This is a genomic window from Chryseobacterium sp. KMC2, assembly GCF_016756935.1.
GTDB lineage: Bacteria > Bacteroidota > Bacteroidia > Flavobacteriales > Weeksellaceae > Chryseobacterium > Chryseobacterium rhizosphaerae.
Genome location: NZ_JAESIT010000002.1, coordinates 91426 through 115096, shown reverse-complemented (window position 1 = coordinate 115096; position 23671 = coordinate 91426). Strand labels below are relative to the sequence as shown.

Below are 23671 nucleotides of genomic sequence, written 5' to 3'. Positions count from 1 at the left end.
TTTTAAATCATTCCAAGTTTATCATCATGAAGTACGAATGTATATTTTAGGAGTAAAAATTATGTTTTTTGGTAATTGGAAGGCGTCATTCCAGTGATTTTTTTAAACGAACTATAAAATGTACTGCTTGAATTAAATCCGGATTCAAAACCCACAGCATCTATTTTCAACTGAGTACTTTCTTTTAAAAGCCGTTTTGCTTCCTCAATTCGATATTCATTGATGAATTGAGCAAAACTTTTATTCAAATTATCATTAATAAATTGTGATAGTAATTGAGGGCGAATATTTAATTCTTTGGCTAAAATGGATAAGGTGAGATCAGGATTAGTATAAATTTTTCTGGTTTCAAAAAGTATATTAATTTTTTCTTGGATTTCCTTTACCAGCTTTTCATCTATTTTGTTGATGTATTTTTCTTTACTAATCACAGAAATTGACGTTTTGTTTTTTGCATAATAAATCAGAAGGAAAGAAATGTAAAAGCTGAAGGAAAAAGTCAAAGCCCCGGAAATATAGGAAGTATATCTGGATAAAGAATAGGAAAGCCAAATGGCAAAAACACCACAAACAATTGATAATATCCAAGTTTCCTGATAGCTAATTTGGTTACGATCGGTTACTAATTTTCTAAAAATTGATCTAGCCTCATAAATGGATAATACAATAAAAATCAACCATTGAATATTTATAGAATAATAAATTATCCGTCTCCATATCTCAGGATTTTCCTTGTATGGAAAGATAAAACCAAAAACGCTTATCGTTATAAGTATAAAAATGAGACTATATTTTGCAAAAGAATAATTAAGATTTTGCAGTACTGATTTAACAAAAAAATACAACAGAGGACCAATTAAAAAACAAGCTGACAAGCCTATTTGTAAATACGTTTTTGACAACTGGGGATTAAAATTATAAAATACAGATTTTCCGATCCTTGTACTTAAAGCTAACAACAAAAGCCCTAAAAATAAATCGGATATCGCTTTATTTTTCTTAAAGAATAGAAAATAGAACCCCAAAATAACACTATTAAAAACACCTATAGCGCTTAAAAAAAATAATATTTGATTGTCAATATTCATTAGTTGAAAATATGTTTTCTTTTGGAGTTATTAGCAGGTATCGTTTTTTGAAATTCATAATGTGGTTAGATTTTCACCACAAAACTTCTTTATGAAACTGATATTCCAAATTTAGCAAAAACTTTTCTCCATTGTTACTTTTCGATTGAATAATGGCTGATTTCCGTTTACAGAAATACATATTGTCTACTCAAGATCAATCAATTTTGTAGAGAATTCTTCAAAAAACACCATTAGCCTGCCTTCCATGAAATCAGGGTTGATTTTTCTTGCTTATAATTAGTAAAAAACAGAATAACTCTAAAGCCTCAAAGTCTGGAGATTTAGCATAGCGGAAACGTATTCTTTTATATAATCTATTTAAAGAGTAAAGCCCCTTAGTCGGGGCTTTAAATAGTATTTCATTGACTTCTGCACTTTGTGAGAGCCTGCTTAATATTTCTTTCCAATCTTTTCAGATAGTAAAAGAATCTCCTTATTTATTATATCAGCATTTTCTTTTTTTGTAATGATACTACCATGGCTTGCATTCATAATAATTTGTTTACCATTAGAAGAAAGTTCTTTGATTTCTTTCTGCATATCAAACCATAATTTAGTCTGTTTTTCAGGATCAATTCCCTCTTTTCTGTATCTATCTTTTTGAGATTCTTTATACTGTTCTGTAGCGGTAAATACAAGAACAGGTAATGAATCTAATTTCATTGCCGTACCTGCACGTTTCAGTACATCATTAGTAAGCTTATTCTCTCTTAAAAACATATTATAAACATCACCAGAATTATAGATTAGTAATTGTGAGCGCCCATACACTTCTTTAGGTAAACCATCACCCTGATACGGAGGTTTACTGATTACTTTGTTATAAATACCCAAAATACCTAAATCCGCTAATATAGATCCAATTTTTAATAATTTTGCCTGCCCTTTGGGTACCAGTTCTTTTTGTGCTAATCGATTCCACTGTTCAGGATGGCTTGAGTCTATGAAAACGATTCCTTCAACTTCGTTTGGATAAAGATCCCTGAAAATCCTGCTATAAGGTCCTCCCATAGAATGACCAACCAAAATATAAGGCGGTTTTTCGCCAATTTTTTCTAATAATTCATGAAGCTGATGGGCATAAAACTCAGGTGCTCTACCATCACTATTACTCGATTCACTAAACCATTTTCCATCTCTATCATAGCGTATAACTCTCGTTTTATCTTTTAACCCTTCCGCAATCCAATGAAGCATATCTGTATTGCCATGTGCGCCAGCTTCCATAATAATTGTTGGTAAAGATTTCTTTTCACCCTCTACTCTTACATGAATATTGGTTCCGTTTACATTAACTAATTTACCTGGTGGAACTGGTTTTGGACTAAATAATTTATAACACAGCCCCAAGAACAATAATAATACTAGAATTCCTATTATAAGTTTACCAAAAAACTTAAATATTTTTAAAATTAATTTCATAGTTATTTTTTAATTTCATATTGACAACGGCGGAAATGCCGAAACAGAATCTTTTAACGAAAACCAATCTTCTATCATTGTTTAAATGATCGTCCATTGTTTTTTTAGAGTGAACGTTATAATACTACTGTTAAATGTTTTGTAGACATTTTAGATGGAATCTTTGGTATAGACATAATTATTAGTTTTCCCGCAAATATAACAAAAAGCCCCCTGAAAAAGAAGGCTTGTGTATTATTCTGGTACTGCTATTTTTGCTGGATCTGGCATTTCTTTCTTGATTTCCTCTTGCATCTTACCCACGTCTTTTATTCTCACTTTCTCCATGGTTGTTTTCTGAATGAATAATGATTGATTTCCGTTTACAGACATAACATTATTTTCTTTCAATTAAACAGTTTTCGCGAACAATTATTCAAAAAAATATTATTATCGGAGGATTAGGGATAATATATAAAAAAAGCCCCTAAAAAAGGAGCTTTTGTGACTTCGGAGGGGTTCGAACCCCCAACCCTCGGAGCCGAAATCCGATATTCTATCCAGTTGAACTACGAAGCCATATTCATAAATAATGAATGATAAGTAATGAGTAATTCCAGGATTACTTATCATTCACTGTTCAATTACTGATGATTAGAAAGTAATCTTCACCCCTCCCAGAATCTGTGCACCCAGGACTTTATATCCTTTGTACGTCTGGTATTTTGAGCTTAGAAGATTATTTCCAAGTGCGAAAATACTAAAATTTTTGTGAATTTTATACTCTGCGGAAAGATTTAAATCAGCATACCCTCCAACTTTATCATTGGTATTCTCTGTAGACTGAAAAACCATGTTCGGATTAGCTACACCTTCGATCACATAAGAGTTTGTAGTTCTGTCACTTGCAAAGATTCCTTTGAAGCCTAACAATAATTTCTTGTCAAGCATTGTATATTTAGCTCCGATGCTTGCATTAAACAAAGGAACGTTATAAATGTCATTATAATTCTTCAGATTATACTTTGTAAACCTTAATTCTCCATCCAATACCAGGTTTGCCAATGGGAAATACTGTACACTTCCTTTGATATCGCTTACATTTCCATCGTCATATACCGTAGAGAATGTATTGGCAAAATTATAAGATGAACGGTTCAGCGTAAAATCATTATCAAAAAGTCCATTCGCTTTAAAGAACATAATATCTTTCATTTTTCCATACCCTGCTGAGAAGTCGTATTTCAACGTTTCATCGATGTCCCCTCTCAATCCTACATAAAAATGATATTGCGTCTCTGTTGGCTTTAAATACTGGTCAGAAACCAGGAATGGGTTGGCCTGTAACAGATCAGCATACGTATTCAACTTCAGTCCTCCATCTACCCCACCGTAGAATTTAAATTCTTTAGCTGCAGCAAACTGGAATTCTGCCTGTGGAAACCAATACGTTTTATTGGTTTTCAAGCGCTCCGCCATCAGATCATTTGAATTTTTAGCATTCAGGAAAGAGAATGAAGAACCTAACATTAAATAAGAATCCCCTTTTCTGAACGTTACTTTAGGAGTCAGATTAGTATTGAAAAAATTAGCTGAATTTTTGTCGCGGATGGCAAAATCTGTTTTTACCGCATCTATTCCTACTCCTAAATCTGCATTCAGATTAATTCCGGATTTCCCCAGCTCAACAGCATGTTTAGAGAAATTGGCCAAAATGGAAACCTGATTTTCCTGAGCATCAAAATGATCTTTCAGAAATGATGATTTTACCCTTACGTCATTTAAAATTTCATTGGAGTAGAAATCATAGTATCCATTTACCTTAAACTGATTAACCTTTTGCTTCAGATCAACATCAGCAGAAGGTTGCAGGGCATAAATCCCATAATAATTATAGTTATTCAACCCATATTCAGCGTTGATATTGAATTTTCCTTTATCTCCGTAAGAATTAAGGAAAGCCGCAAAGTTGGCTGATGTCTGCTTTGAATTCCAGTCATAATCTTTTTTAAGACCATTTGTAGAAAGTACATGCAGATCTCCACCTACTTCAATTTTGTTCTCAAGAGTCTTGGAAATATTTCCATCCGCCAGTATTTTACCATAATTACCCATTCCGAACTGGAAATAATTATTCTGGGCTGTTCCATCAAATTTCGGAGCTACATCTTCCCCCTGAATCGTTGAAGTTTTAAAATCTGAAACCGCAGGAACATCCGTGATGGTATATTTCACAGGATTCTGGGACTTCTCTTCCGGTGGATAATTTTTAATGGTTTCCACAGAAGTCTTCTTCTTTTCGATCTTCTTCACTTCCGGCTCTCTTTTTTTATTAAGAACCAGTTTTTCCTCCTTGATTTGGGAAAACGCAAACTGCGAAGCCCCTAAAAATAATATGGATAATAATTGAATTTTTCTGTTCATATTTTCTTTATTTGAAAAATATAATGGGATCTATTTACTGGAAGCAATATAATTTCCCAACAAAGCTTTCCCTGACTGTTTTGAAAAAGTTCTGCCTAGTCTGAATATATTAAACAGCCAAAGGCTCTGATAAACTTCTAAATTATATTGATAATTCTTCGTTATACTGTTCTCGGCTACATCATAACTATAAGTAATATTGTATGGGAAACCTGAGGGTAGTAATCCTACTATAATCATACTTCCAATCATAGCGTTTCCACATGAAGGAGTACGGGTCAGCATCGGATGCAGGGTTATTTTAGCTGCATGGGTACTGTCTTCCACAATTTCATAAATACCAGCATGTTTTAAAATATCAAACTCTCTTTTAAGATCTTTATTCACTACAAAAGCTTTTTGCTTCGGAAAATCAGCTTTAGCTTTTCTGTATTCTTTAGGATAAGCGCTGTATGCAGGAATGCAACTCCAAAGGGAAGCAGAAATTAAAAAAGAATATGCTGTTATTTTAAACATCTTTAATTCTTATTTTTTAATCTGTTTTTTTACTTCTTTTGCTTCTGAAACAATTTCCGGGAAATCTTTATAATTGGCAATGATCTGATCACAGGTATAGCTTGCCTGATAATTATCTTTCAGACCGATATAGTTTTTCGCCATCAATACCAATGCTTTTGCTCCCCAGTATTCTTCTGATGAATAGTTGTTGGCAAGCTTAAAGACTGCCTCATTGGAAGATTTGAATGCTTTACCTTTATTCTGATAATAAGCTTTTGCATACAGTGCTTCCGCAGCTACGGAAGTATTGGATGATTTCTCAAGAGCAGTATAGGCAGACTGAGCATCTTTATCTTTTCCTGAATTCATCAGGCTTCTCGCCTTAATTACTTTAGCTGTTTCAATGACAGCGGCCGAGTTTTTAGAATTGGCAATAACAGCATTTGCTAGTTTTTCAGCTTCAGAGAAGTTCTTTTCATCAGCATAAAGCTTCATCAGCTCAACATTTGCATAGTTTTTAATGCTGATATCTGAAGAATTCTTAATCCCTTCAAGATATTTTTTAGCCTCAGCAGTATTCCCTTGTGCCAGGGAGATCTGCGCTAAACGGGTTTGAGCATCATCCTGATAGTCGTTCTGAACTCCGGCAACTTCCTGAAGAACAAGCAGTGCTTTTGTTGAATTATTTGTTTGGTAATAGCTTTCCCCAAGCTCGTATTTCGCTTGATAAAGCCCCTCACCTGTTGGATTCTGTGTTAGATATTTCTCGTAATAAGAAATGGCATTTTTATAGTCTTTCTTAGAGAAATACTGTTTTCCTGTAGATAAGTTGATCTCATCAATTTCAGAAGCATCCACATTGACTCCAATCGTCCTGGCAAAGTTTTCATATCCAGAAACATCTCCGTTCTTCGTGAAAATAGGTTTTGCTGCCTGAACGATCTTTTGGGCATATGCTGTATTTTTATACTGCTCACCCAGAGACTTCAGTTCAGAAAGAGCTTTGTCATTCTGATTCTGATCGATATAATTCTGTGCCCTGTAAATAGAAGCATTCGCAATCAGATCTTTGTCTGAAGAGGTTTTAATCACCTTTCCAAAATAATCATTGGAATTCGCAAAGTCATCCTGAGCGGCATAAGCCGTTCCTATTTCGTATTGTGCATCATCGTAATATTCAGAATTTGGATATTTCGATAATAGCGTTTTTAAATTATTGATTTTCGCCTGTGTATCTCCCTTAAATCCTAAAGCCATTGCTTTCTGATATACAGTATAATCCGTAGCATCTTCATTTTTATCATAAATGGCGATAGCTTCGTTCAGGTCATTATTCGCGTAATGAATATCTGCCAGACGAAGTTCTGCATCATTTTTAAACTCAGGTTTAGGATTCGTCAGATACTGTTTGAAATAAGTTGCTGCCTGATCAAATTTCTTAGATTTAAAATAAGCATATCCTAAATCATAAGGCAGCTGTTGTTTTTCAGGAAAGCTCTCGGTAAGGAGCTTTTCATAACGGGCTATAGCAGACGGGTAATTTCCTTTCTGGTAATATACCTGAGCCAGCCAATATAAAGCTCTGCTGTTAAATTCTTTATTGATATTAAATCCAAGGCTTCTCAGAAAATACTTTTCAGCCTCGTCATAATTCCCTTTATTGAACTCTTCTGTTCCCAACAAATAAGAAACCTCCTGGTCTACTTTATTGATTTCCGGGGTTGAGCTTTGTAATCTGTCAATAGCATTCAGGGTTTCTTTATAGTTACCCGAATACAGATAGGATTTTACCAATAACGATCTCATCTCTGAGGCATTGGCAGCGTTCTGATTCTCGTTGATATAACTTTGGATTACTCCTGAAGGACTTTCAAACGGGTTCCCGATGTCATAACTTAATTTAGCATACTGTTCATGAGCCAGCTTTTTCACTTTTGCATCATAATCCATCTGATAAGAAGAACGGAATGCCGAAAGTGCTTCCTGCTTTTTATCTACTGCCAGATAAGCATTTCCTAACTGGTAATAAGCATTCTGTGCCAGTGCTGAATTACTGTTAACAAGCTGATTGTAATAAGAAACTGCCTCATCATATTTTTTAAGCTGAGCAGCTACGAATCCCATTTCATACAAATCATTTTCAGATGGATTCTGCTGTACATTCAGATAGTCTTTTAAGTGAGGATAGGCAGACGTGTAATCATTTTTCATGAAATAACTTTCCCCAATGATCTTATGAACCTCTGCTTTATAGGAATCTGAAATATTTTCATTCAGTAAGGCATTCCCTTCAGAAATTGCCTGGTCATAATTCTTATCATTATAATACAGCTGTACATAATAAGGACGTACCAGTTTTGAGAATTTATCCTGATCTTTTATAGAATCAAAATATTGGAAAGCTTTATCATTTTGCCTGTTGCTGTAATACAAATGCCCCAGCATATATGCAATATCCCCTTTTTGAGACTGATCAGCCGACTTATAAGCTTCTTCCAATGCATCGGTAGCCCCTTTAGAATCTCCGGTCATGAATTTGGCATAGCCCAGTTTTAGAATATACTGAGTATTTTCCTCTTTTGAAAGCTGGTACTGGTTTACTTTTTTCAACGTTTCCAATGCTTTGTCAAAATCTTTTTTTGCCAGATAATAATCCGCTAAAGGAAGATTAGCCTGGGCAAAATACGCAGAATTAGGATATTCTTTAATAAAAGCTGTTAAACCTTCTTCAGCATGATTTTTCTGGAGAATTACCCCAATCACGTTGTCAAAAAACTGAGCCGCTTCCTTCTTTGAACGGGACAAATTCTGATTGTAGAAATATTGTCTTGCATATTCATATTGGGAAGCGTTGTATATTTTGGTCTGATAAAGGTTTTCTGCCAGATTAAATCTATAATTTTCTTTCTGTGTAAAATATTGGGACTGTTGGGCATCGGCAATTCCGAAATAGATCACAGCAGCCGCTAAAAGTATTTTTTTTGATTTCATTCTTCTTGATATAAGAAAATTAGTCTAAATAAGTTAACGAAAATATTAAAAACTTATTGTTTAAGCAAGTTTTAACACCGTTAATGGATGTTAATTCTTATTTCATAACCATGAAAATTTTCTCACTATACAATGATAAAATTTACTACTTTCGTCTAATAAAATGTAAACAATTTTAATTAACCGTTATCAAAAACGTATTTAAATTGGATACTTTTTCAACAACAGCTAAAAACATACCATAAACACACCATTCCATGAAATTTAAGATTCTTTTAGCATTAATTTTTGTAAACCTCCTGCAGGCACAAAAATTTTACTTTCCAAAGACAGCTGTAACTGACTCTGTTATAATGGAAAAACAGATCCCTAACCTTGCTCTGCAAGTGATTCCTCACCTTCAGTCAGCAAAGTACAAACCGGAAAACACCGTTGACCTTATGGACAATCTTTTCCGTTTACAGATGGTGGCTCAGGATTATAAAAATTCACTGGTTTCTCTTTCTGAAAACCGTAATCTGTTCGCTGATAACAATATGGGAGGGTACAGATATATTGGATTTGAAATGTACAGCCTTTCGAAAATAGCACAAAAAGAAAGCAACACTTCATTTTCCAATGCACTTCAGAAAGTGTTTAATCAAAAATATGAAAGTCTTCCGGAAAAATTGATTCCCAGACTTAGGCTAGCTCTTGACGGTGATGTAAAAGAATCCAGAAAGCAGCTGAAAAAAATACTTGACAAACAAAAAGACAAAGACAGTATTGATTACAGAACAGCTCTTGCTCTATGTAAAAGCTATTTAAGTTATAAAACCTATTCCGGTATAAAACCTCAGGTGATGCAGCTTCTGACTTCAAAAGACAAGGAAAGATTCATTATTGAAACCAAAGATCTTACCATAAAAAACGGAGCTACCTTAACGATCACTATTGTTCGGAAAAAAGGGAATACGTCCCCACTTCCTGTTATTCTTACCAGCAATATTTATGCAGGTTCATTTGATGAATTCTTCGGAAAAAGAGCCGCTGTTTATAATTATGTAGGAGCTGTTGTTAATACCCGGGGTAAGAGAAACAGTAACAATGTAAATAATCCTTTTGAGCATGAATCAGAAGATATTTATGAAGTAATCGACTGGGTAAGCAAACAGCCTTGGTGTGATGGAAAAGTGGGAATGATCGGTGGAAGCTACCTAGGTTTCGGTCAGTGGGCAGCCGTAAAAAAACTGCATCCGGCATTAAAGACAATTGTTCCTCAGGTAGCCGTAGGAATCGGGATCGATTATCCTGCTCAGAATAACATCTTCATGAGCTATATGCTTCAGTGGATACAGTATGTGACCAATAACAAACTTACGGACGAGGCTGATTTCGCCAATGCAGTAAAATGGGATTCTATCTATACAAAATGGTACAAAAGCGGAAAAGCATTCAGGTCTTTGGACACGATAAGCGGTAAACCGAGCAAAATATTTCAACGATGGCTGGATCATCCGGGATATGATCAGTACTGGCAGAAAATGGTTCCTTACAAAGAGGATTTTTCTAAAATCAATATTCCTATTCTCACGACAACAGGATATTATGACGATGATCAGATTGGTGCGCTGTATTATTTTAAACAGCATCATCTGTACAATAAAAATGCAGATCATTATCTGGTGATAGGCCCTTATAATCATGGAGGAGCCCAAAGTTTCGGGTTTACTTATGTGAATGGAAACCCTATTGATCCGGTAGCCAGAATAAGCATTGATGATCTCGCTTTCTCATGGTTTGACTATATTCTTAAAGGCGGTAAAAAACCTGAAATTTTAAAAGACAGAATCAATTTTCAGGTAATGAACACCAATACCTGGAAACATGTAGCTGATCTTGACAAAATGCATACTTCTACCCTAAAATTTTACCTTCAGGACAAGAAAAACACATCGTCTGTATTCAACAAACCTCAATCTAAAAGTTTTACCACTCAAATCGTTGATCTTAAAAACAGGGATCAGAAAGACATTTATTACAAAGTCAGCAAAAAAGACAGCATAAAAATGACCAATTCTGTTGCTTTTGAAAGTGAAGTATTGGATAAGGATATGATCATCAGCGGAAATCTTTCAGGATTCTTCAATGTTTCCATCAACAAAAAAGACTTTGATACGGATACTTATCTGTACCAGATTCAGCCGGACGGGAAGTCTTCGTTACTATCCACTCATATTGTGAGAGCCAGCTATGCAAAGAATAATGAAAAGCGACAGCTTCTTGAACCGAATAAAACGGAACAAATCCCGATTAATAATTCCTACTTTATGAGTAAAAAGATAGAAAAAGGAAGCAAATTACTTTTATTGGTCGGTATTAATAAAAATCCTAACTGGCAGATCAATTATGGATCAGGAAAAGATGTAAGTGATGAAACGATAAAGGATTCCGGGGAACCTTTGGAAATAAAATGGTATAATGACAGCTATGTGGAAATACCTGTTTATAAAGACTAACAGCTTTTGATTGAGCATTTTTACCTAAATGTTCTTAACAACTGTTAACATCAAAATAAAAAATCATTACATTTGCTTTTTTTCAAATCAAATATAGTTATTGAATGAGTCAACTTTTTAGAAGAAAAATCTATTCAGATACGGATACTTCAACGGGACTTTTAAGGGTCTTAGGTGTATGGGACATTGTATTTTTTGGGATAGCAGCCATTATTGGAGCCGGAAGTTTCAGCAGTTTAGGAGAAGCCGTTTTCAGAGGCGGTCCCGGTGTTATTCTTCTATATTTGATTTGTGGGTTTGCCTGCGGGTTTACCGCTTTATGCTATGCTGAATTTGCCAGCAGAATACCTACGGCAGGCTCTGCTTACACGTATGCCTATGCCAGTTTTGGAGAATTAATTGCCTGGATTATCGGATGGGCACTGATTATGGAGTATTCCTTTGGAAACATTTATGTTGCTTTCTCCTGGTCGGATTATTTCACCAGCTTTTTAGGCCGTCTCGGAATGCATATTCCTGATTATCTTACCTGCAGTTATACAGAGGCCAGCAAAGCCTTTAAAAACGGCTCAGAAAATAAAGAGTTACTGAATGCATGGAAAACAGCTCCATTACTTGGAAGTTTAAAATTTATCGTAGATGTTCCTGCACTGGTGATTAACGGTTTGATCACCTGGCTGTGTTATGTAGGAGTAAAAGAAAGTAAAAACTTCAATAACTCCCTTGTTATCTTAAAACTGGGTGTAATTATATTGGTAATTCTGGTTGGTTTTTCCTATATCAATACAGATAACTGGACTCCCATAAGTCCGGTAACAGGAAGCCCTTCCTTCATGCCTAATGGTTTTGCAGGAGTCATGAGCGCCGTATCGGGAGTATTCTTTGCCTATATCGGGTTTGATGCTTTAAGTGTTCTTTCGGAGGAAACTAAAGATCCGCAAAAAACCTTACCAAAAGGAATGATCATCTCGCTTGTTTTATGTACGGTAATTTATATTGCCCTTACATTAGTATTAACAGGTATGGTAGACTATAAAAAGTTTGACGGTGTTGGTGATCCGCTATCGTTTATCTTCGAAAAAACCAATGCTAATGTCGCATGGATGGAACTTGTTGTTTCTTTTGTTGCTATCGTTGCTATTACAACCGTATTATTGGTTTTCCAGATGGGACAGCCAAGAATCTGGTATGCGATGAGCCGTGACGGATTAATGCCTCAAAGATTTCAAAAGGTACACCCTAAATATAAAACACCTTCTTATGCAACTGTTGTTACCGGAATTGTCGTAGGGATTCCTATTTTATTTACAGATAAAACATTTATCCTGGACTTTACCAGCATCGGTACTATCTTCGCCTTCGTATTAGTTTGTGCAGGGGTTCTTATGCTTCCCGCTAAGGAAAAAATAAAGGGTAGATTCCATCTCCCTTATATTAATGGTAAAATCATCTTCCCTGTTGTTTTCATAGGTGGTCTGATTGCATTCTACTACTGGCAGCCAGAATTTTTCCAAACTTTAATGGACTGGAAAGATCCTAAAGAAGGGGAATTCAGAGCTTCTATTTTCTTCTTTATTCTGATTAATATAGCGTTATGTATTTTGACTTTTGTAAAGAATCTCTCGCTCATTCCATTAGTGGGCCTAAGTTCTTGCCTCTACCTTCTTACCGGTATGAGCCATGAAAACTGGTTCTGGTTCGGAATGTGGTTCCTTGTAGGAATGGTTATTTACTTCTGCTACGGCTACAAGAACAGTAAACTTGGAAAAGAGTTAAGGAAAAAATAATGAATAATTAATATATATATATAAAGGCGAACGAGCAACACTGCACGTTCGCCTTTTTTGTTATTTAACTTTTTGCCTTTCACTACCTTAGTTTCAATATCTTTTAAAAATCGGCAGCATTATTGCTATCATTTTAACAGAACCATCAAACTAATCTGCCATGTCTGAGAGAATAAAAACATACAGAGAATTTTATCAGTTTTACCTTACCGAGCATAGTAAAACAGGGACGCGGATCTTCCACTTCATAGGAACCCTACTCGTCTTTGCAGTGATTGCATATGTGATCAATTCGGGAAAAGAAAGATTTCTATGGTATATTCCGATTTTCGGATATGGTTTTGCGTGGTTCAGCCATGCAGTGATCGAAAGAAATAAACCTGCAACTTTTAAGTATCCTTTATGGTCTTTGATCTCAGATTTCAGACTATTCTTTGAATTGCTGATTGGAAAACAAAAATTTATAACTCCTGTTCAGCCGAAAGAATCTCAACACCCGGAAGGCTCACTTTAAACTCAGGTTTTCTTTAGAAACACTATAACATTATATAGACTGCCTTACCATTACAAGGGAGCATATTCATTGATTCTTTACCAATTAATATTTGGATCTATATTGGATTGAACGGAATCGGAAATCCGTACGTAAAATCTAAGGCTTACTATCAGTATTGTTTCTCAAGAATATCATAATGAATGGTATTGATGATTTTCTCAGTTGCAGGATTTCCTTTCACTTTGATCTGTTCAGGTATATAGCTTGAAAAAGTCATTGTTTTATCTTTATTCAAAGTGACAGTTACTTCTTCCAGGATATTTTTATCATCCACATAAAACTGAATTCTGTTTTCTACAATTCTCCAAAATGAAAGCCTGGGTTCGGAGGGCATACAATCTCCTACGCTTCCTTCCGTATAATTGTAAACAGCAAAGCCATCTTCCCTTATTGCATAATTCCTCATGAGACGACAGTTATCAAAGTCTTTCACTGTTTTCTCTTTATTTTCATAAAATCCGGCTTCTTTTAACTTCCAGAATCCAATCACATTTTCTTTTGCTAATTTTTGGGCGTTTACAGATAAATAGGCTGCCATAAGAAAAGCAACCGGCAATAGTTTATCAATCATTGAAAGAATAGGTTTGTGTTATCTCAACGAAGATACAATAATTGAAATAAAAGAATCCTGAAAATGGTTTCTTGGGGCAGCAAAGCTGCCCCAAGAAATTTACATCTCTATTTAAATCTTTTCTTAAAACTGAATTTAAGACTGTTCATTAATCCGGGTTCTATGATATCAATCCCCAGTCCGAAATTACTGTCCGCAACCGTATGGTGATCCGTTCTAAACTGTTCAAAGTCTTTTTGTGGAATTTCAATATTCACTAAAGGATTGGATTCAATATAGACACTTGCTCCATTTTTAGTCACTTTCTTACGGCTGCTATATTCGAAATAAGGGTTTTTTATCGTACTTTCCTGAACGGTATATTTTTCTCCGGTATCGATTTTCTGATCCGTATACAAATTGACTTCATATTTTTCACTGTCAAAACTATGCCAGAAAGGGAGATCTTTATGCATAAAATCCCGTGCACTGGCCTTTATTACATTTCGGTCAAAATACATCAGAAAACGGTTATTCTGTGGGTCAACATAATAAGGATTTTCTACTGTCGCAGTATATTGAATTTTCATTTCATTCAATTTTTTATCATCACTTACCACATCAATTTCCGCATCTTTGAATACATTTCTGATATCTGTTCCGTTTCTGTCATTGGAATAATTGAAACCATAAAAAAGGAAGCTGTTCCAGCTGTCTATAATCTCTCTTTTATGGGTACTTTTAAAATACCTCCTCATGGCATTTGCCCGATTCCCTTTATAGGTAGTAACCAGGTTAAGCTTTCCAATATTGCCTTTTACATTGAAATCTACCTTTTCATCCACACAGTAATAGGGGAATTTATGCGATTTCCTGACTTGCAATTCCTGGTCTTTCTTTGTCTCCAGATAATGTATAAAATACATAAACCCTCTGTTTTCAATCAGTCCAAACTCATCACGTGTAGTAGCATCTACAAAATATTCTTCCCCTTTGTACTTGATTTTCACGACTGCATGATTGAAACTTAATAAGGAAGGCAGGTAGTATTTAATATAATAATCCGTATTAAAATTCACCAATACTACGGATGCTTCCACTCCAATAAATTCAAGAATTACTTTTAATAAAAGTGATTTCGCTTTGCAGTCCCCTTGCTTATTTTCATAGGTTACTGATGGTTCCTGGGGTTTATGACCATTCATTTCATCTGCATCGAAAATATAGTAAATATGATTCTGAACATATTCTATGGCCAACTGAATTTTTTCGCCCTGATCTGCAATAGCCTCCAGCTTTTCAATAAGATTGGGAGCAAAGTCTTGTAAAGAAGCTTTATTAGAAACTTCCTCATAAAGGGGAGCAATATAATTGGAAAGATCTTTCCAGCTGCTTTCCGTTGCAAAATCTACATAAGGAAAAATTTCACGTCCTGAATCTACAGTGTTGATATAATTGGGTTCCTCAATCACAAAGCATTGTCCCTGTTTCAAGAATTTGATTTCCGGCTCCAGCACTTCCCCTTTTTCATTCCGGAAGAAAGTTTTCTTATACGCTATAGTCTGCTCACGGGCATTGATAAAGGTAAATTTAAAATGACCGTAAGCCCAGTAATTATCGGGACTCACCCACACATATTTTGAAAATTCCTTTCTCAGGAAATCACGGTCTGTAAATTCTTTAATCCGTGAATCTTCCAGAACCAATACATCATATAGCCTCAGATCTTTGATCGTAATATTGATCTTTTTATTGCTGCTCAGTACTCCTCCACTGCTCTGGTTTTCACTATCCAATACTTTAATCCTGGTATCAGGAATTTTGTCTATCAAAACACCATCTCTTAAAACACTGATTCTATGAATCTGATAGACTTCATTTTCTTCTACCACAACATCAGAAACTGAGGCTCGTTCTAAATTTCCGGGCTCATTCAGTGTATACGCCATACAGACATATTCACTGTTTTCGTTATTGCTTGTATAATATTTTTTATCTAAAAAATAGCAGTAATCTTTACCCTCTTCAATTTGTTTCCTGGAAAATTCAGAGTCCTTGATTCTGTCTATGATTTCCTGGTCTCCAATATTTCCTGCCCACACTTCAGGTTTTTGAATCTTATAATTTTCAACTTGCATTTGATTATCCATATTTCTATTTAATAATTCTGTTTTTGGGTGTAATTATTATGAAGTTCAAATTAAATGATTAAAAAAACAAAAAACAATAGAAGAACTGCGACAATTCAGGCTGGAATTTCGGCATGGTAATTGCGAGTAAGGTTTTAAAATCAAGTTTTATGAAAAGTATAGCAACAATTCTAAAAGGGGCAGTTCCCGCGTTAGCATTATTCGCAATGACACAATGTACAACCACCGCAGGTGCATCCGCAGCTGATGAAAAAACATTCATCGTAGGACCACAAACAGCAGATTGTACAGGAGTGGCTCCTATGAAATGTCTGCAGGTAAAAGAAAAAACTTCTGAAAGCTGGACAAATTTCTACAGCAATATTGAAGGATTTACGTATGAACCGGGGTATGAATATGTATTAAAAGTAAAAACTGAAAAAATTGCCAATCCACCAGCTGACGGATCTTCCGTAAAATACACATTGGTGAAACAAGTTTCTAAAACGAAAAAAGAAGCAGTGGCAGCTAACGAAAAAACACTTATAATAGGAGCACAGACTGTAGACTGTTCAGCAGGTGCAGGACGTATGAAATGTTTACAGGTAAAAGAAAATGCTTCTGAAAGCTGGACAAACTTCTACAGCAATATTGAAGGATTCACTTACGAACCTGGATATGAATATGTTTTACAGGTAAAAACTGAAAAAATAGATAACCCACCGGCAGATGCGTCTTCTATAAAGTACACATTGATCAAGCAGGTTTCTAAAACGAAGAAATAATAATAAAAAACTCCCGAATTTTTCGGGAGTTTTTTATTATTAAGCAGCTTGAAAGCTTCTATAACATAATTACTTTGCGGTTATCTATTTGATTATCTTTTCAAAAAAAGAAATCAATACTTAGCTTCTGTTTTTTAATATCCTGATTCTTTTTGAGGAGGCTCCGGATACTTACCTTTGCTGGCTTCCCCTACAGTATTGGCTGTTGTCATAGCCACCACCAGATCATTCAGCATGCTGCTTGCTGCAGTAGGTGAATTGGGAAGAAGTACCAGATTACTTCGGGTGCTTGCCCCTACAGAATGTAACGTATCATAATGTTGGGTTACCACAATCAGAGCAGATGCCTCATGTGAATTAATCTCTACATTGTTCAGCATTCTTACAGATTCTTCAAGACCTTTTGCAATTTCTCTTCTTTGATCTGCAATCCCCTGCCCTTGTAGCTTTTTAGATTCAGCTTCAGCTTTTGCTACAGCTACAATTCGTATTCTCTGTGCTTCTGACTCATATTCGGCAGCAGTTTTCTCTCTTTCTGCGGCATTAATCCTGTTCATGGCATGTTTCACCTGTTCATCAGGATCTATATCCGTTACCAAAGCTTTGATAATATCATATCCATAACTGTTCATAGCTTCCTGAAGCTCACCTTTTACAGCTACTGCAATGTCGTCTTTTCTTACAAAGACATCATCCAGTTTCATTTTGGGTACCTCAGCACGTACCACGTCAAAAACAAAAGAAGTAATTTGGTTTTCAGGATTTTCCAAGCGATAATAGGCGTCTCCCACCTGATTTCTGATAACCTGGTACTGGACAGAGATTTTCATTTTGATAAATACATTGTCCAGCGTTTTTGTGTCAATCATAACATCCAGCTGCTGAATTCTAAGATTAAGTCTTTTAGCAATCTGATCAATGATAGGAAGCTTAAGGTGAAGCCCTGAATGTTTTACTCCCTGGAATTTCCCAAAACGTTCAATAATTGCAGCGGTTTCCTGTTTAACAACAAAAAATGATGCAAATAAAATAATAAGCCCGAAGAAAATAACGGGTGCAAGATAAATACCCATAGTTTAAGTTTTTATAATAAGTAGTAATAATTGATGTTTTGTTAAAAAAAATCACTAAAATTTATTTTTGATTTTTCAGACTGAGTTTACTTTCAGGTCAGCCCATATCAGAAAACGTTGTGCTTGTTTTTTCAACAACTGTAAACATTTCCTATAAATATACTACTTATTTTCAAACTAAACGGTCATTCCGATGTCGATTCCTTTAATCTTTCTATAGAGATCCGTAGCGTAATTATCTGTCATTCCTGAAACGAAATCAATAATTCCAAGAACTTTCTGATAATCTGTTCCGGTTTCGTATACAAACTGCCTTGGAAGTAGCTTCAATGCTTTCTTATCATATGATTTTCTTTCGTCCTCAGATTTCAGGATAGAAGGAATAAAATGGTCCAGCAATTCATACATTACATTATATCCTGCATTTTCAATTTCTACCACGGCTTTATGATTGTAGATCTTTTCTATAGAGAAGGATTCTATATCCTGTAAAGCTTTATTTTCAGATTTGTAAATATCCAGCAGTCCGTTATCCAGTCCGCCCTTAAGGATTGTTTCAAAATTCTGTTTATAGATTTCAAGTGATTTATTGATCAATGCATTGATTGCTTTTGCTCTCAGGTAAGAGATTTTTTCATTTTCATTAGAAATGGTAACCAGCTTATCTTTCACTTTGTTGATATCATTACTTTCAGACTTCACCAGTTCAAAAAACAGGTTCTCACACTCGGCGGTTGATACAATTCCCAGCCTGTGAGCATCTTCCATGTCAATAATATTATAGCAGATGTCATCAGCAGCCTCTACCAGCCATACAAATGGGTGTCTTTTGAAAATATAAGGCTCCTCACTTTCAGGAATCAGATGAGTTCCTTTCGCAATCTCCAGGAATATATCTTTTTCATTCTGGAAAAATCCGAATTTCTTTCTGTGGATGACCCCTTTTTTCTTAGCAACCGCTTCACATGGGTATTTGGCGATACTTGCCAGTGTGGAAAAAGTAAGCTGAATACCTCCGGCATCTTTTCCCTGCTGCTGCTGGGCCAATACCCTTATAGCATTTGCATTTCCTTCAAAATTAACCAGATCTGCCCATTCCTTTTCATTAAATTTTGATTTCAGATCTTTCTCATTCCTTTCAAAATAACTTGCAATAGCATCTTCACCGGAGTGACCAAAAGCAGGGTTTCCTACATCATGACACAAACATCCGGCAGCAATTACATTTCCTAAATTATAGAGATAAAAATTCTTCGAATCTTCACTAAGTTCATTTTTAAAATCTTCAGCAATAAATTCACCAATAATACTTCCTAAGCTTCGTCCTACCGACGACACTTCTAAGGAGTGCGTAAGCCTGTTATGTACAAAAACACTTCCGGGAAGAGGGAAAACCTGGGTTTTATTCTGCAGCCTTCTGAAGGCAGAAGAAAAGATAATTCTATCAAAATCCCTTTGAAAATCAGTCCTTGAAGCTTTGGTATGCGGATTATTTCCTGTACGTTGATTGGTGAAAATCTGGTTTAAATTCATCATTTTTCAAAATTACTTCAAATTTTAGTTTTACGGAATACTATTTAGATTTTTATTAAAGCTGCTTTTTATATAAATTTGAAAGTCACAGCAACTTTATATATTCTCAAATGATCAGCATTTTCCATTTTATCAAAGATTTTCCTTTCCCTGATTTAAACGAGAATAATCTCCCATGGGAAATTATTAACAGCCTGGAAGATGTATTGGACAAAAAGTTTGAAAACTTACATGATGATTATATAATAACTGACTCCTGTGCTATCCATAAAACAGCTGTTGTGGAACAAAATGTAATATTTAAAGGAAGAGTCATTGTTGAAGCTGATGCGTTTATTGGAGCTAATGCCTACGTAAGAGGTCCCGTTTATATTGGGAAGCAGGTGAAGATAGGTCCCGGAAGTGAAGTGAAACAAAGTATTATCTGTAGTGAAACCGCTGTTGCCCATTTTAATTATATAGGGAACAGTATTATTGGAAGCAGGGTAAATTTTGAGGCAGGCTCCATTTGTGCCAATCATTACAATGAAAGAAAAGACAAAGAAATCTCCGTTCTTTTTAATGCTGAAGTTATTAAAACCGGTACTCATAAATTCGGTTCTTTAGTAGGTGATGATTCTAAAATTGGGGCTAATGCAGTCTTATCACCGGGAACCATACTCTCCGCCAACAGTATTGTAAAAAGACTGGAACTTGTGGAACAGATACAATAAACAGGTTCACTCCTCCAAAAAAATCCCATTAGAAAAATCTATAACAAGCACTGTTTTTTCCATTGAAAGAAACAGCCTAAAACGTTTTACATTTGAGAAGACTAAAAGAAACCAGGTTTTAACCACTAATAACCTAAAAATTCAATACAAAAATTTTAAAAATGGAAAATAACACATGGCTTCAGAAATGGGATGAAAGATATACAAATGAGGAATTTGTATACGGAACGGATCCTAATCTTTACTTACAAACACAATTGAAACAGCTGAAGCCCGGTTCTATCCTCTTCCCTGCCGACGGTGAGGGAAGGAATTCGGTGTACGCCGCACTTCAGGGATGGGAATCATCAGCATTTGACATCAGTACTGAAGGGCAAAAGAAAGCACTACACCTCGCAGAACAGCACCGGATTAGTATTGATTATCAGGTAGGTGAACTGTCAACTTTAGGCTACCAGGAGGAGCAGTTCGACACTATTGCTCTTATCTATGCTCATTTTCCTGCTGAAATAAAATCATCGATCCATAGAATGCTTGACGTATATCTCCGCAAAGGAGGCTTCATTATTTTCGAAGCTTTCAGTAAGAATCATCTGGACTATATCGCAAGAAACCCCAATGTAGGAGGTCCGAAGGATATAGAATCTTTATTCTCTATTGATGAAATCAAAGCTGATTTTCCGGGCTATGATATTGTGGAGCTGGCAGAAACCGAAATAGAACTTAAAGAAGGTTTATTTCATAACGGAACCGGCTCTGTGATCAGATTTATGGGAAGGAAACAATAATTATAGCTACAGGTCAGAATATCCAAACGACATTCTGACCTGTCCCAGTCTTGTATAAGACGATTACGGATCAACAAACGGAACAGGATTTGGACTTTCCATAAAAAAGAAAGTTATGCCTGAAGGTCCATCTATAATTCTAATGAAAGAAAACCTGCTGCAGTTTGTTGGTCAAAAAGTAACAGAAGCTTCAGGTAATGCAAAATTTGACAAAGAACCATTTGTGGGTCAGTCCCTTCTCGAAATCCGCACTTTTGGAAAACAGACCTATCTGGTTTTTGAGAAAGCAGCTATTCGCATCCACTTGCTGATGTTTGGTTCTTACAGTATTGACGAGCAGACAAAACCGGACAAAAGCTTACGTTTAGCTTTATTGTTTTCAACGGGTGGAATGTACTTTTACACCTGTTCTGTAAAATCTGTTGAGATGGAGCATCTTTATTCAATCGACTGGGAAGCCGATGTACTGAGTGACCGCTGGAATTCTGCAAAAACAAAAAAGAAGCTGAAGTCCAACCCTGAGATGATGGTTTGCGATGCTCTGATGGATCAGAATATATTTTCGGGAGTGGGCAATATTATTAAGAATGAAGTGCTTTTCAGAATAGGAGTTCAGCCCGAAAGTTTACTTGGAAATCTTCCCGACAAAAAGTTAAAAGAACTTATTGCAGAAGCCAGGAATTACAGCTTCGATTTTCTGGAATGGAAAAGAGAATTTACACTGAAGAAACACTGGCTAGTCCATACAAAAACAGTATGCCCCATATGTGGGTTAAAATTGATCAGGAAACAAACTGGCTTAGGCAAAAGACGAAGTTTCTATTGCGAAAAAGACCAAAAACTGTATGATTAACCATTAATCAGAATTTAAAAATCCACCGGCATATTTTGTAAAAAATTCACTTCTGTATACTTCCCCTATCGGAATTTCAGAAACATCAATGTATATATTATGATTATCAAAGGAGTCAATATAATCTATATTAACAACATATGATTTACTGACCCTTATAAAAGTTTCTCCGGAGATCTTCTGATGGATGGTTTTCAGATTCATGGCTGTAATAAGTTTCTTTTGCCTGGTGTGAATAACCACATAATCCTTCAGTCCTTCTATAAATTTAATCTCTGAAAAGCTTATTTTGTAAAAGCGTCGGTCTGCCTTTATAAATAAAAAGTCTGCGGTATTAGATTCCACTGTATTTTTAACCGTTTCTTTAGACAGAAGCTCGGTATACAATACTGCTTTATCAATGGCTTTTTTCAGTCTTTCGGGATCAATAGGTTTCAACAGGTAATCTACGGCCTCCAGTTCATAGCTTTTCAATGCGTATTGGGCGTAAGCAGTAGTAAAAATAATCAAAGATCTTTGAGGCAGCATCTCAGCAAACTCCAGCCCCGTTACCATAGGCATCTCAATATCCAGAAAAATAAGGTCTATATCATTGTTTTTAAGAAAATCCAATGCAGAAAGGGCGTTGGAAAACTCACCAAGGATATCGATCTTTGATGTTTCGCTGATCAGAGACCTCATTTCTGCCCTTGCCAGAGGTTCGTCATCCACTATGATACAATTCATGATATAGGAATTTTTAAATGTACGGTATACTCCCGATCTTCGGGTTCTATTTTCAAATTAAAAGTAGTATTGTAAAGAAGTTCCAGCCTTCGGGTAATATTGGCAAGTCCCAGTCCACTGTTCTTTTTATTCTGAACAGAATAGTTTAGATTTCGGGTGTTGATACATCTAAAATAAAGTTCTTTGTTTTCAACACCAATATATATTTTAATGTAAGATTCTTTGCCGGTAATATCTATGCTGTGTTTTACTGCATTTTCTACAAAAGTTGTGAATAGATTGGGAGGAATAAAACTTGTACCTATTACCCTTTTATCCCCCTCAGTCTGAATATCGAATGAAAAATTTTCACGCCTTATTTTTTCAAGATTTAAAAAATTGGACAGAAAATCAATTTCAGAGGTCAGTAAGGTTTTTTCCTCACCGCTTTCGTAAAGCTGATATCTTAAAAATTCCGAAAACTTTACAATCACTACCGAGGCTTTCTCAGGGTCTGTCCTGATCAGTGCTTTTACATTATTCAGCATATTGAATAAAAAATGAGGATTGATCTGATTTCTGAGCTCATTAAGTTCCATATTTAATGTCAGATTGTTCAGTTCATTGATCCTTTTATTATCATTGATCCATTTCTGCAGAAGCTTTACGGTAGTTGTAGTAAGAATAATAGGAATACTCATCAGGATTCCCTCATAAATTCCTCCCTTCTCCCCATTTCTGTGAAAATTTCTGACTTTGAAATCTGCAAGAAATGAATTGAAACTATAGCCAATAATATTCAGTCCGATGATTCCCATAAGAACCAGTAGAATCAAGTAGCTGATGTATTTTGTTTTAAAGAAAAACCGGGGTACCAGAACATAGATATTGATATACACCATTGAAATCAAGATGACATACACAAAAAGCAAAGCATAATATTGATATATTCCTGAGTATGAATGCCAGAAACTGGAACTGTACAGAAGTAAGAAAAAGAAGATGAGAAACAACAGATGCCTGCGAAATTTGTATCGACTTTCTATCAGAAAATCCATGACAAAGCTTTCTTTAAATTTTAACGAGCTGTATTTCATAGCAACCTGACCATTTTTAATGGTAACAAAAATAGGTAATACCACAATGTATCCTTGCAATATTATACAAAACCTTCATTTTATTATACCAATTACCGCTTCGGATTTCGTATAAAATACCAGCCGTTTTGTATAAAAACAAATTTACGAAATCCCTTTC

The 23671-nt window shown here is 35.4% G+C and carries 19 protein-coding genes and 1 tRNA gene; 7 read left to right on the top strand and 13 right to left on the bottom strand.

The window, feature by feature from the left end:
• Positions 1-59: 59 nt before the first annotated feature.
• The 7 genes from JML65_RS03010 to JML65_RS02980 form a co-directional block, all read right to left on the bottom strand.
• The gene (locus JML65_RS03010; protein ID WP_202269858.1) at positions 60-1088 is read right to left on the bottom strand and encodes a helix-turn-helix domain-containing protein; all 1029 of its coding nucleotides are present in this window, start codon (positions 1086-1088) and stop codon (positions 60-62) included.
• Between the two features lie 432 nt (positions 1089-1520).
• Complete coding sequence (locus JML65_RS03005) at positions 1521-2552, bottom strand: alpha/beta fold hydrolase (protein WP_202269857.1); 1032 nt, start codon at positions 2550-2552, stop codon at positions 1521-1523.
• A gap of 234 nt (positions 2553-2786) precedes the next feature.
• Positions 2787-2942, bottom strand: coding sequence for a hypothetical protein (locus JML65_RS03000; protein WP_202269856.1), 156 nt, complete (start codon positions 2940-2942; stop codon positions 2787-2789).
• A 94-nt stretch (positions 2943-3036) separates the two neighbouring features.
• Positions 3037-3110, bottom strand: a tRNA-Arg gene (locus JML65_RS02995).
• Positions 3111-3185: 75 nt separating this feature from the next.
• The gene (locus JML65_RS02990; RefSeq protein WP_202269855.1) at positions 3186-4955 is read right to left on the bottom strand and encodes a TonB-dependent receptor; all 1770 of its coding nucleotides are present in this window, start codon (positions 4953-4955) and stop codon (positions 3186-3188) included.
• A 30-nt stretch (positions 4956-4985) separates the two neighbouring features.
• Complete coding sequence (locus JML65_RS02985; RefSeq protein ID WP_202269854.1) at positions 4986-5471, bottom strand: hypothetical protein; 486 nt, start codon at positions 5469-5471, stop codon at positions 4986-4988.
• Positions 5472-5480: 9 nt separating this feature from the next.
• On the bottom strand, positions 5481-8444 hold the full coding sequence (locus JML65_RS02980; RefSeq protein WP_202269853.1) for a tetratricopeptide repeat protein: 2964 nt from the start codon (positions 8442-8444) through the stop codon (positions 5481-5483).
• A gap of 257 nt (positions 8445-8701) precedes the next feature.
• Between JML65_RS02980 and JML65_RS02975 the strand changes: the two genes are divergently transcribed.
• The 3 genes from JML65_RS02975 (at position 8702) to JML65_RS02965 (ending at position 13243) form a co-directional block, all read left to right on the top strand.
• A complete protein-coding gene (locus JML65_RS02975) occupies positions 8702-10942 on the top strand; it encodes a CocE/NonD family hydrolase (RefSeq protein ID WP_202269852.1) in 2241 nt (746 codons plus the stop codon).
• Positions 10943-11046: 104 nt separating this feature from the next.
• Complete coding sequence (locus tag JML65_RS02970) at positions 11047-12729, top strand: APC family permease (RefSeq protein ID WP_047486002.1); 1683 nt, start codon at positions 11047-11049, stop codon at positions 12727-12729.
• Between the two features lie 160 nt (positions 12730-12889).
• A complete protein-coding gene (locus JML65_RS02965; protein ID WP_047486004.1) occupies positions 12890-13243 on the top strand; it encodes a DUF962 domain-containing protein in 354 nt (117 codons plus the stop codon).
• A 151-nt stretch (positions 13244-13394) separates the two neighbouring features.
• On the opposite strand, the gene JML65_RS02960 is transcribed toward JML65_RS02965, so the two are convergent.
• Complete coding sequence (locus JML65_RS02960) at positions 13395-13856, bottom strand: lipocalin family protein (RefSeq protein ID WP_202269851.1); 462 nt, start codon at positions 13854-13856, stop codon at positions 13395-13397.
• 107 nt (positions 13857-13963) lie between these two features.
• Positions 13964-15985: a DUF3857 domain-containing protein gene (locus JML65_RS02955; protein ID WP_202269850.1), complete on the bottom strand. Its 2022-nt coding sequence runs from the start codon at positions 15983-15985 to the stop codon at positions 13964-13966.
• A 149-nt stretch (positions 15986-16134) separates the two neighbouring features.
• Here JML65_RS02955 and JML65_RS23805 point away from each other — a divergent pair, with 149 nt between their 5' ends.
• Complete coding sequence (locus tag JML65_RS23805; RefSeq protein ID WP_228406273.1) at positions 16135-16749, top strand: DUF4377 domain-containing protein; 615 nt, start codon at positions 16135-16137, stop codon at positions 16747-16749.
• Positions 16750-16883: 134 nt separating this feature from the next.
• Here the strand turns inward: JML65_RS23805 and JML65_RS02940 are convergent, their stop codons facing one another.
• Both JML65_RS02940 and JML65_RS02935 read right to left on the bottom strand, forming a co-directional pair.
• Complete coding sequence (locus JML65_RS02940) at positions 16884-17822, bottom strand: SPFH domain-containing protein (protein ID WP_047486006.1); 939 nt, start codon at positions 17820-17822, stop codon at positions 16884-16886.
• Positions 17823-17999: 177 nt separating this feature from the next.
• A complete protein-coding gene (locus JML65_RS02935) occupies positions 18000-19355 on the bottom strand; it encodes a deoxyguanosinetriphosphate triphosphohydrolase (RefSeq protein WP_084087667.1) in 1356 nt (451 codons plus the stop codon).
• Positions 19356-19465: 110 nt separating this feature from the next.
• On the opposite strand from JML65_RS02935, the gene JML65_RS02930 reads away from it, so the two are divergent.
• The 3 genes from JML65_RS02930 (at position 19466) to JML65_RS02920 (ending at position 21709) form a co-directional block, all read left to right on the top strand.
• Positions 19466-20068 carry a DapH/DapD/GlmU-related protein gene (locus JML65_RS02930; protein WP_202269849.1) on the top strand — a complete coding sequence of 201 codons (603 nt, stop codon included), beginning with the start codon at positions 19466-19468 and terminating at the stop codon, positions 20066-20068.
• Between the two features lie 161 nt (positions 20069-20229).
• Positions 20230-20856: a class I SAM-dependent methyltransferase gene (locus JML65_RS02925; RefSeq protein ID WP_202269848.1), complete on the top strand. Its 627-nt coding sequence runs from the start codon at positions 20230-20232 to the stop codon at positions 20854-20856.
• A gap of 115 nt (positions 20857-20971) precedes the next feature.
• The gene (locus JML65_RS02920; protein ID WP_202269847.1) at positions 20972-21709 is read left to right on the top strand and encodes a DNA-formamidopyrimidine glycosylase family protein; all 738 of its coding nucleotides are present in this window, start codon (positions 20972-20974) and stop codon (positions 21707-21709) included.
• A gap of 3 nt (positions 21710-21712) precedes the next feature.
• On the opposite strand, the gene JML65_RS02915 is transcribed toward JML65_RS02920, so the two are convergent.
• Entirely contained in the window at positions 21713-22435 is a 723-nt protein-coding gene (locus JML65_RS02915) for a LytR/AlgR family response regulator transcription factor (RefSeq protein ID WP_202269846.1), read from the bottom strand.
• Positions 22432-23511, bottom strand: coding sequence for a sensor histidine kinase (locus tag JML65_RS02910; RefSeq protein WP_047486340.1), 1080 nt, complete (start codon positions 23509-23511; stop codon positions 22432-22434). The genes JML65_RS02915 and JML65_RS02910 overlap by 4 nt, the downstream gene beginning before the upstream one ends.
• Between the last annotated feature and the right edge of the window lie 160 nt (positions 23512-23671).

What these genes read in the sequence shown, in the direction of transcription:
- JML65_RS03005 (WP_202269857.1), bottom strand. Translation starts at nt 2,552, where the DNA reads ATGAAATTAATTTTAAAAATATTTAAGTTTTTTGGTAAACTTATAATA.
- JML65_RS02930 (WP_202269849.1), top strand. Translation starts at nt 19,466, where the DNA reads ATGATCAGCATTTTCCATTTTATCAAAGATTTTCCTTTCCCTGATTTA.
- JML65_RS02935 (WP_084087667.1), bottom strand. Translation starts at nt 19,355, where the DNA reads ATGAATTTAAACCAGATTTTCACCAATCAACGTACAGGAAATAATCCG.
- JML65_RS02960 (WP_202269851.1), bottom strand. Translation starts at nt 13,856, where the DNA reads ATGATTGATAAACTATTGCCGGTTGCTTTTCTTATGGCAGCCTATTTA.
- JML65_RS02985 (WP_202269854.1), bottom strand. Translation starts at nt 5,471, where the DNA reads ATGTTTAAAATAACAGCATATTCTTTTTTAATTTCTGCTTCCCTTTGG.
- JML65_RS02925 (WP_202269848.1), top strand. Translation starts at nt 20,230, where the DNA reads ATGGAAAATAACACATGGCTTCAGAAATGGGATGAAAGATATACAAAT.
- JML65_RS02975 (WP_202269852.1), top strand. Translation starts at nt 8,702, where the DNA reads ATGAAATTTAAGATTCTTTTAGCATTAATTTTTGTAAACCTCCTGCAG.
- JML65_RS23805 (WP_228406273.1), top strand. Translation starts at nt 16,135, where the DNA reads ATGAAAAGTATAGCAACAATTCTAAAAGGGGCAGTTCCCGCGTTAGCA.
- JML65_RS02920 (WP_202269847.1), top strand. Translation starts at nt 20,972, where the DNA reads ATGCCTGAAGGTCCATCTATAATTCTAATGAAAGAAAACCTGCTGCAG.
- JML65_RS02910 (WP_047486340.1), bottom strand. Translation starts at nt 23,511, where the DNA reads ATGAAATACAGCTCGTTAAAATTTAAAGAAAGCTTTGTCATGGATTTT.
- JML65_RS02990 (WP_202269855.1), bottom strand. Translation starts at nt 4,955, where the DNA reads ATGAACAGAAAAATTCAATTATTATCCATATTATTTTTAGGGGCTTCG.
- JML65_RS02940 (WP_047486006.1), bottom strand. Translation starts at nt 17,822, where the DNA reads ATGGGTATTTATCTTGCACCCGTTATTTTCTTCGGGCTTATTATTTTA.
- JML65_RS02980 (WP_202269853.1), bottom strand. Translation starts at nt 8,444, where the DNA reads ATGAAATCAAAAAAAATACTTTTAGCGGCTGCTGTGATCTATTTCGGA.
- JML65_RS03010 (WP_202269858.1), bottom strand. Translation starts at nt 1,088, where the DNA reads ATGAATATTGACAATCAAATATTATTTTTTTTAAGCGCTATAGGTGTT.
- JML65_RS02970 (WP_047486002.1), top strand. Translation starts at nt 11,047, where the DNA reads ATGAGTCAACTTTTTAGAAGAAAAATCTATTCAGATACGGATACTTCA.
- JML65_RS02955 (WP_202269850.1), bottom strand. Translation starts at nt 15,985, where the DNA reads ATGGATAATCAAATGCAAGTTGAAAATTATAAGATTCAAAAACCTGAA.
- JML65_RS02965 (WP_047486004.1), top strand. Translation starts at nt 12,890, where the DNA reads ATGTCTGAGAGAATAAAAACATACAGAGAATTTTATCAGTTTTACCTT.
- JML65_RS02915 (WP_202269846.1), bottom strand. Translation starts at nt 22,435, where the DNA reads ATGAATTGTATCATAGTGGATGACGAACCTCTGGCAAGGGCAGAAATG.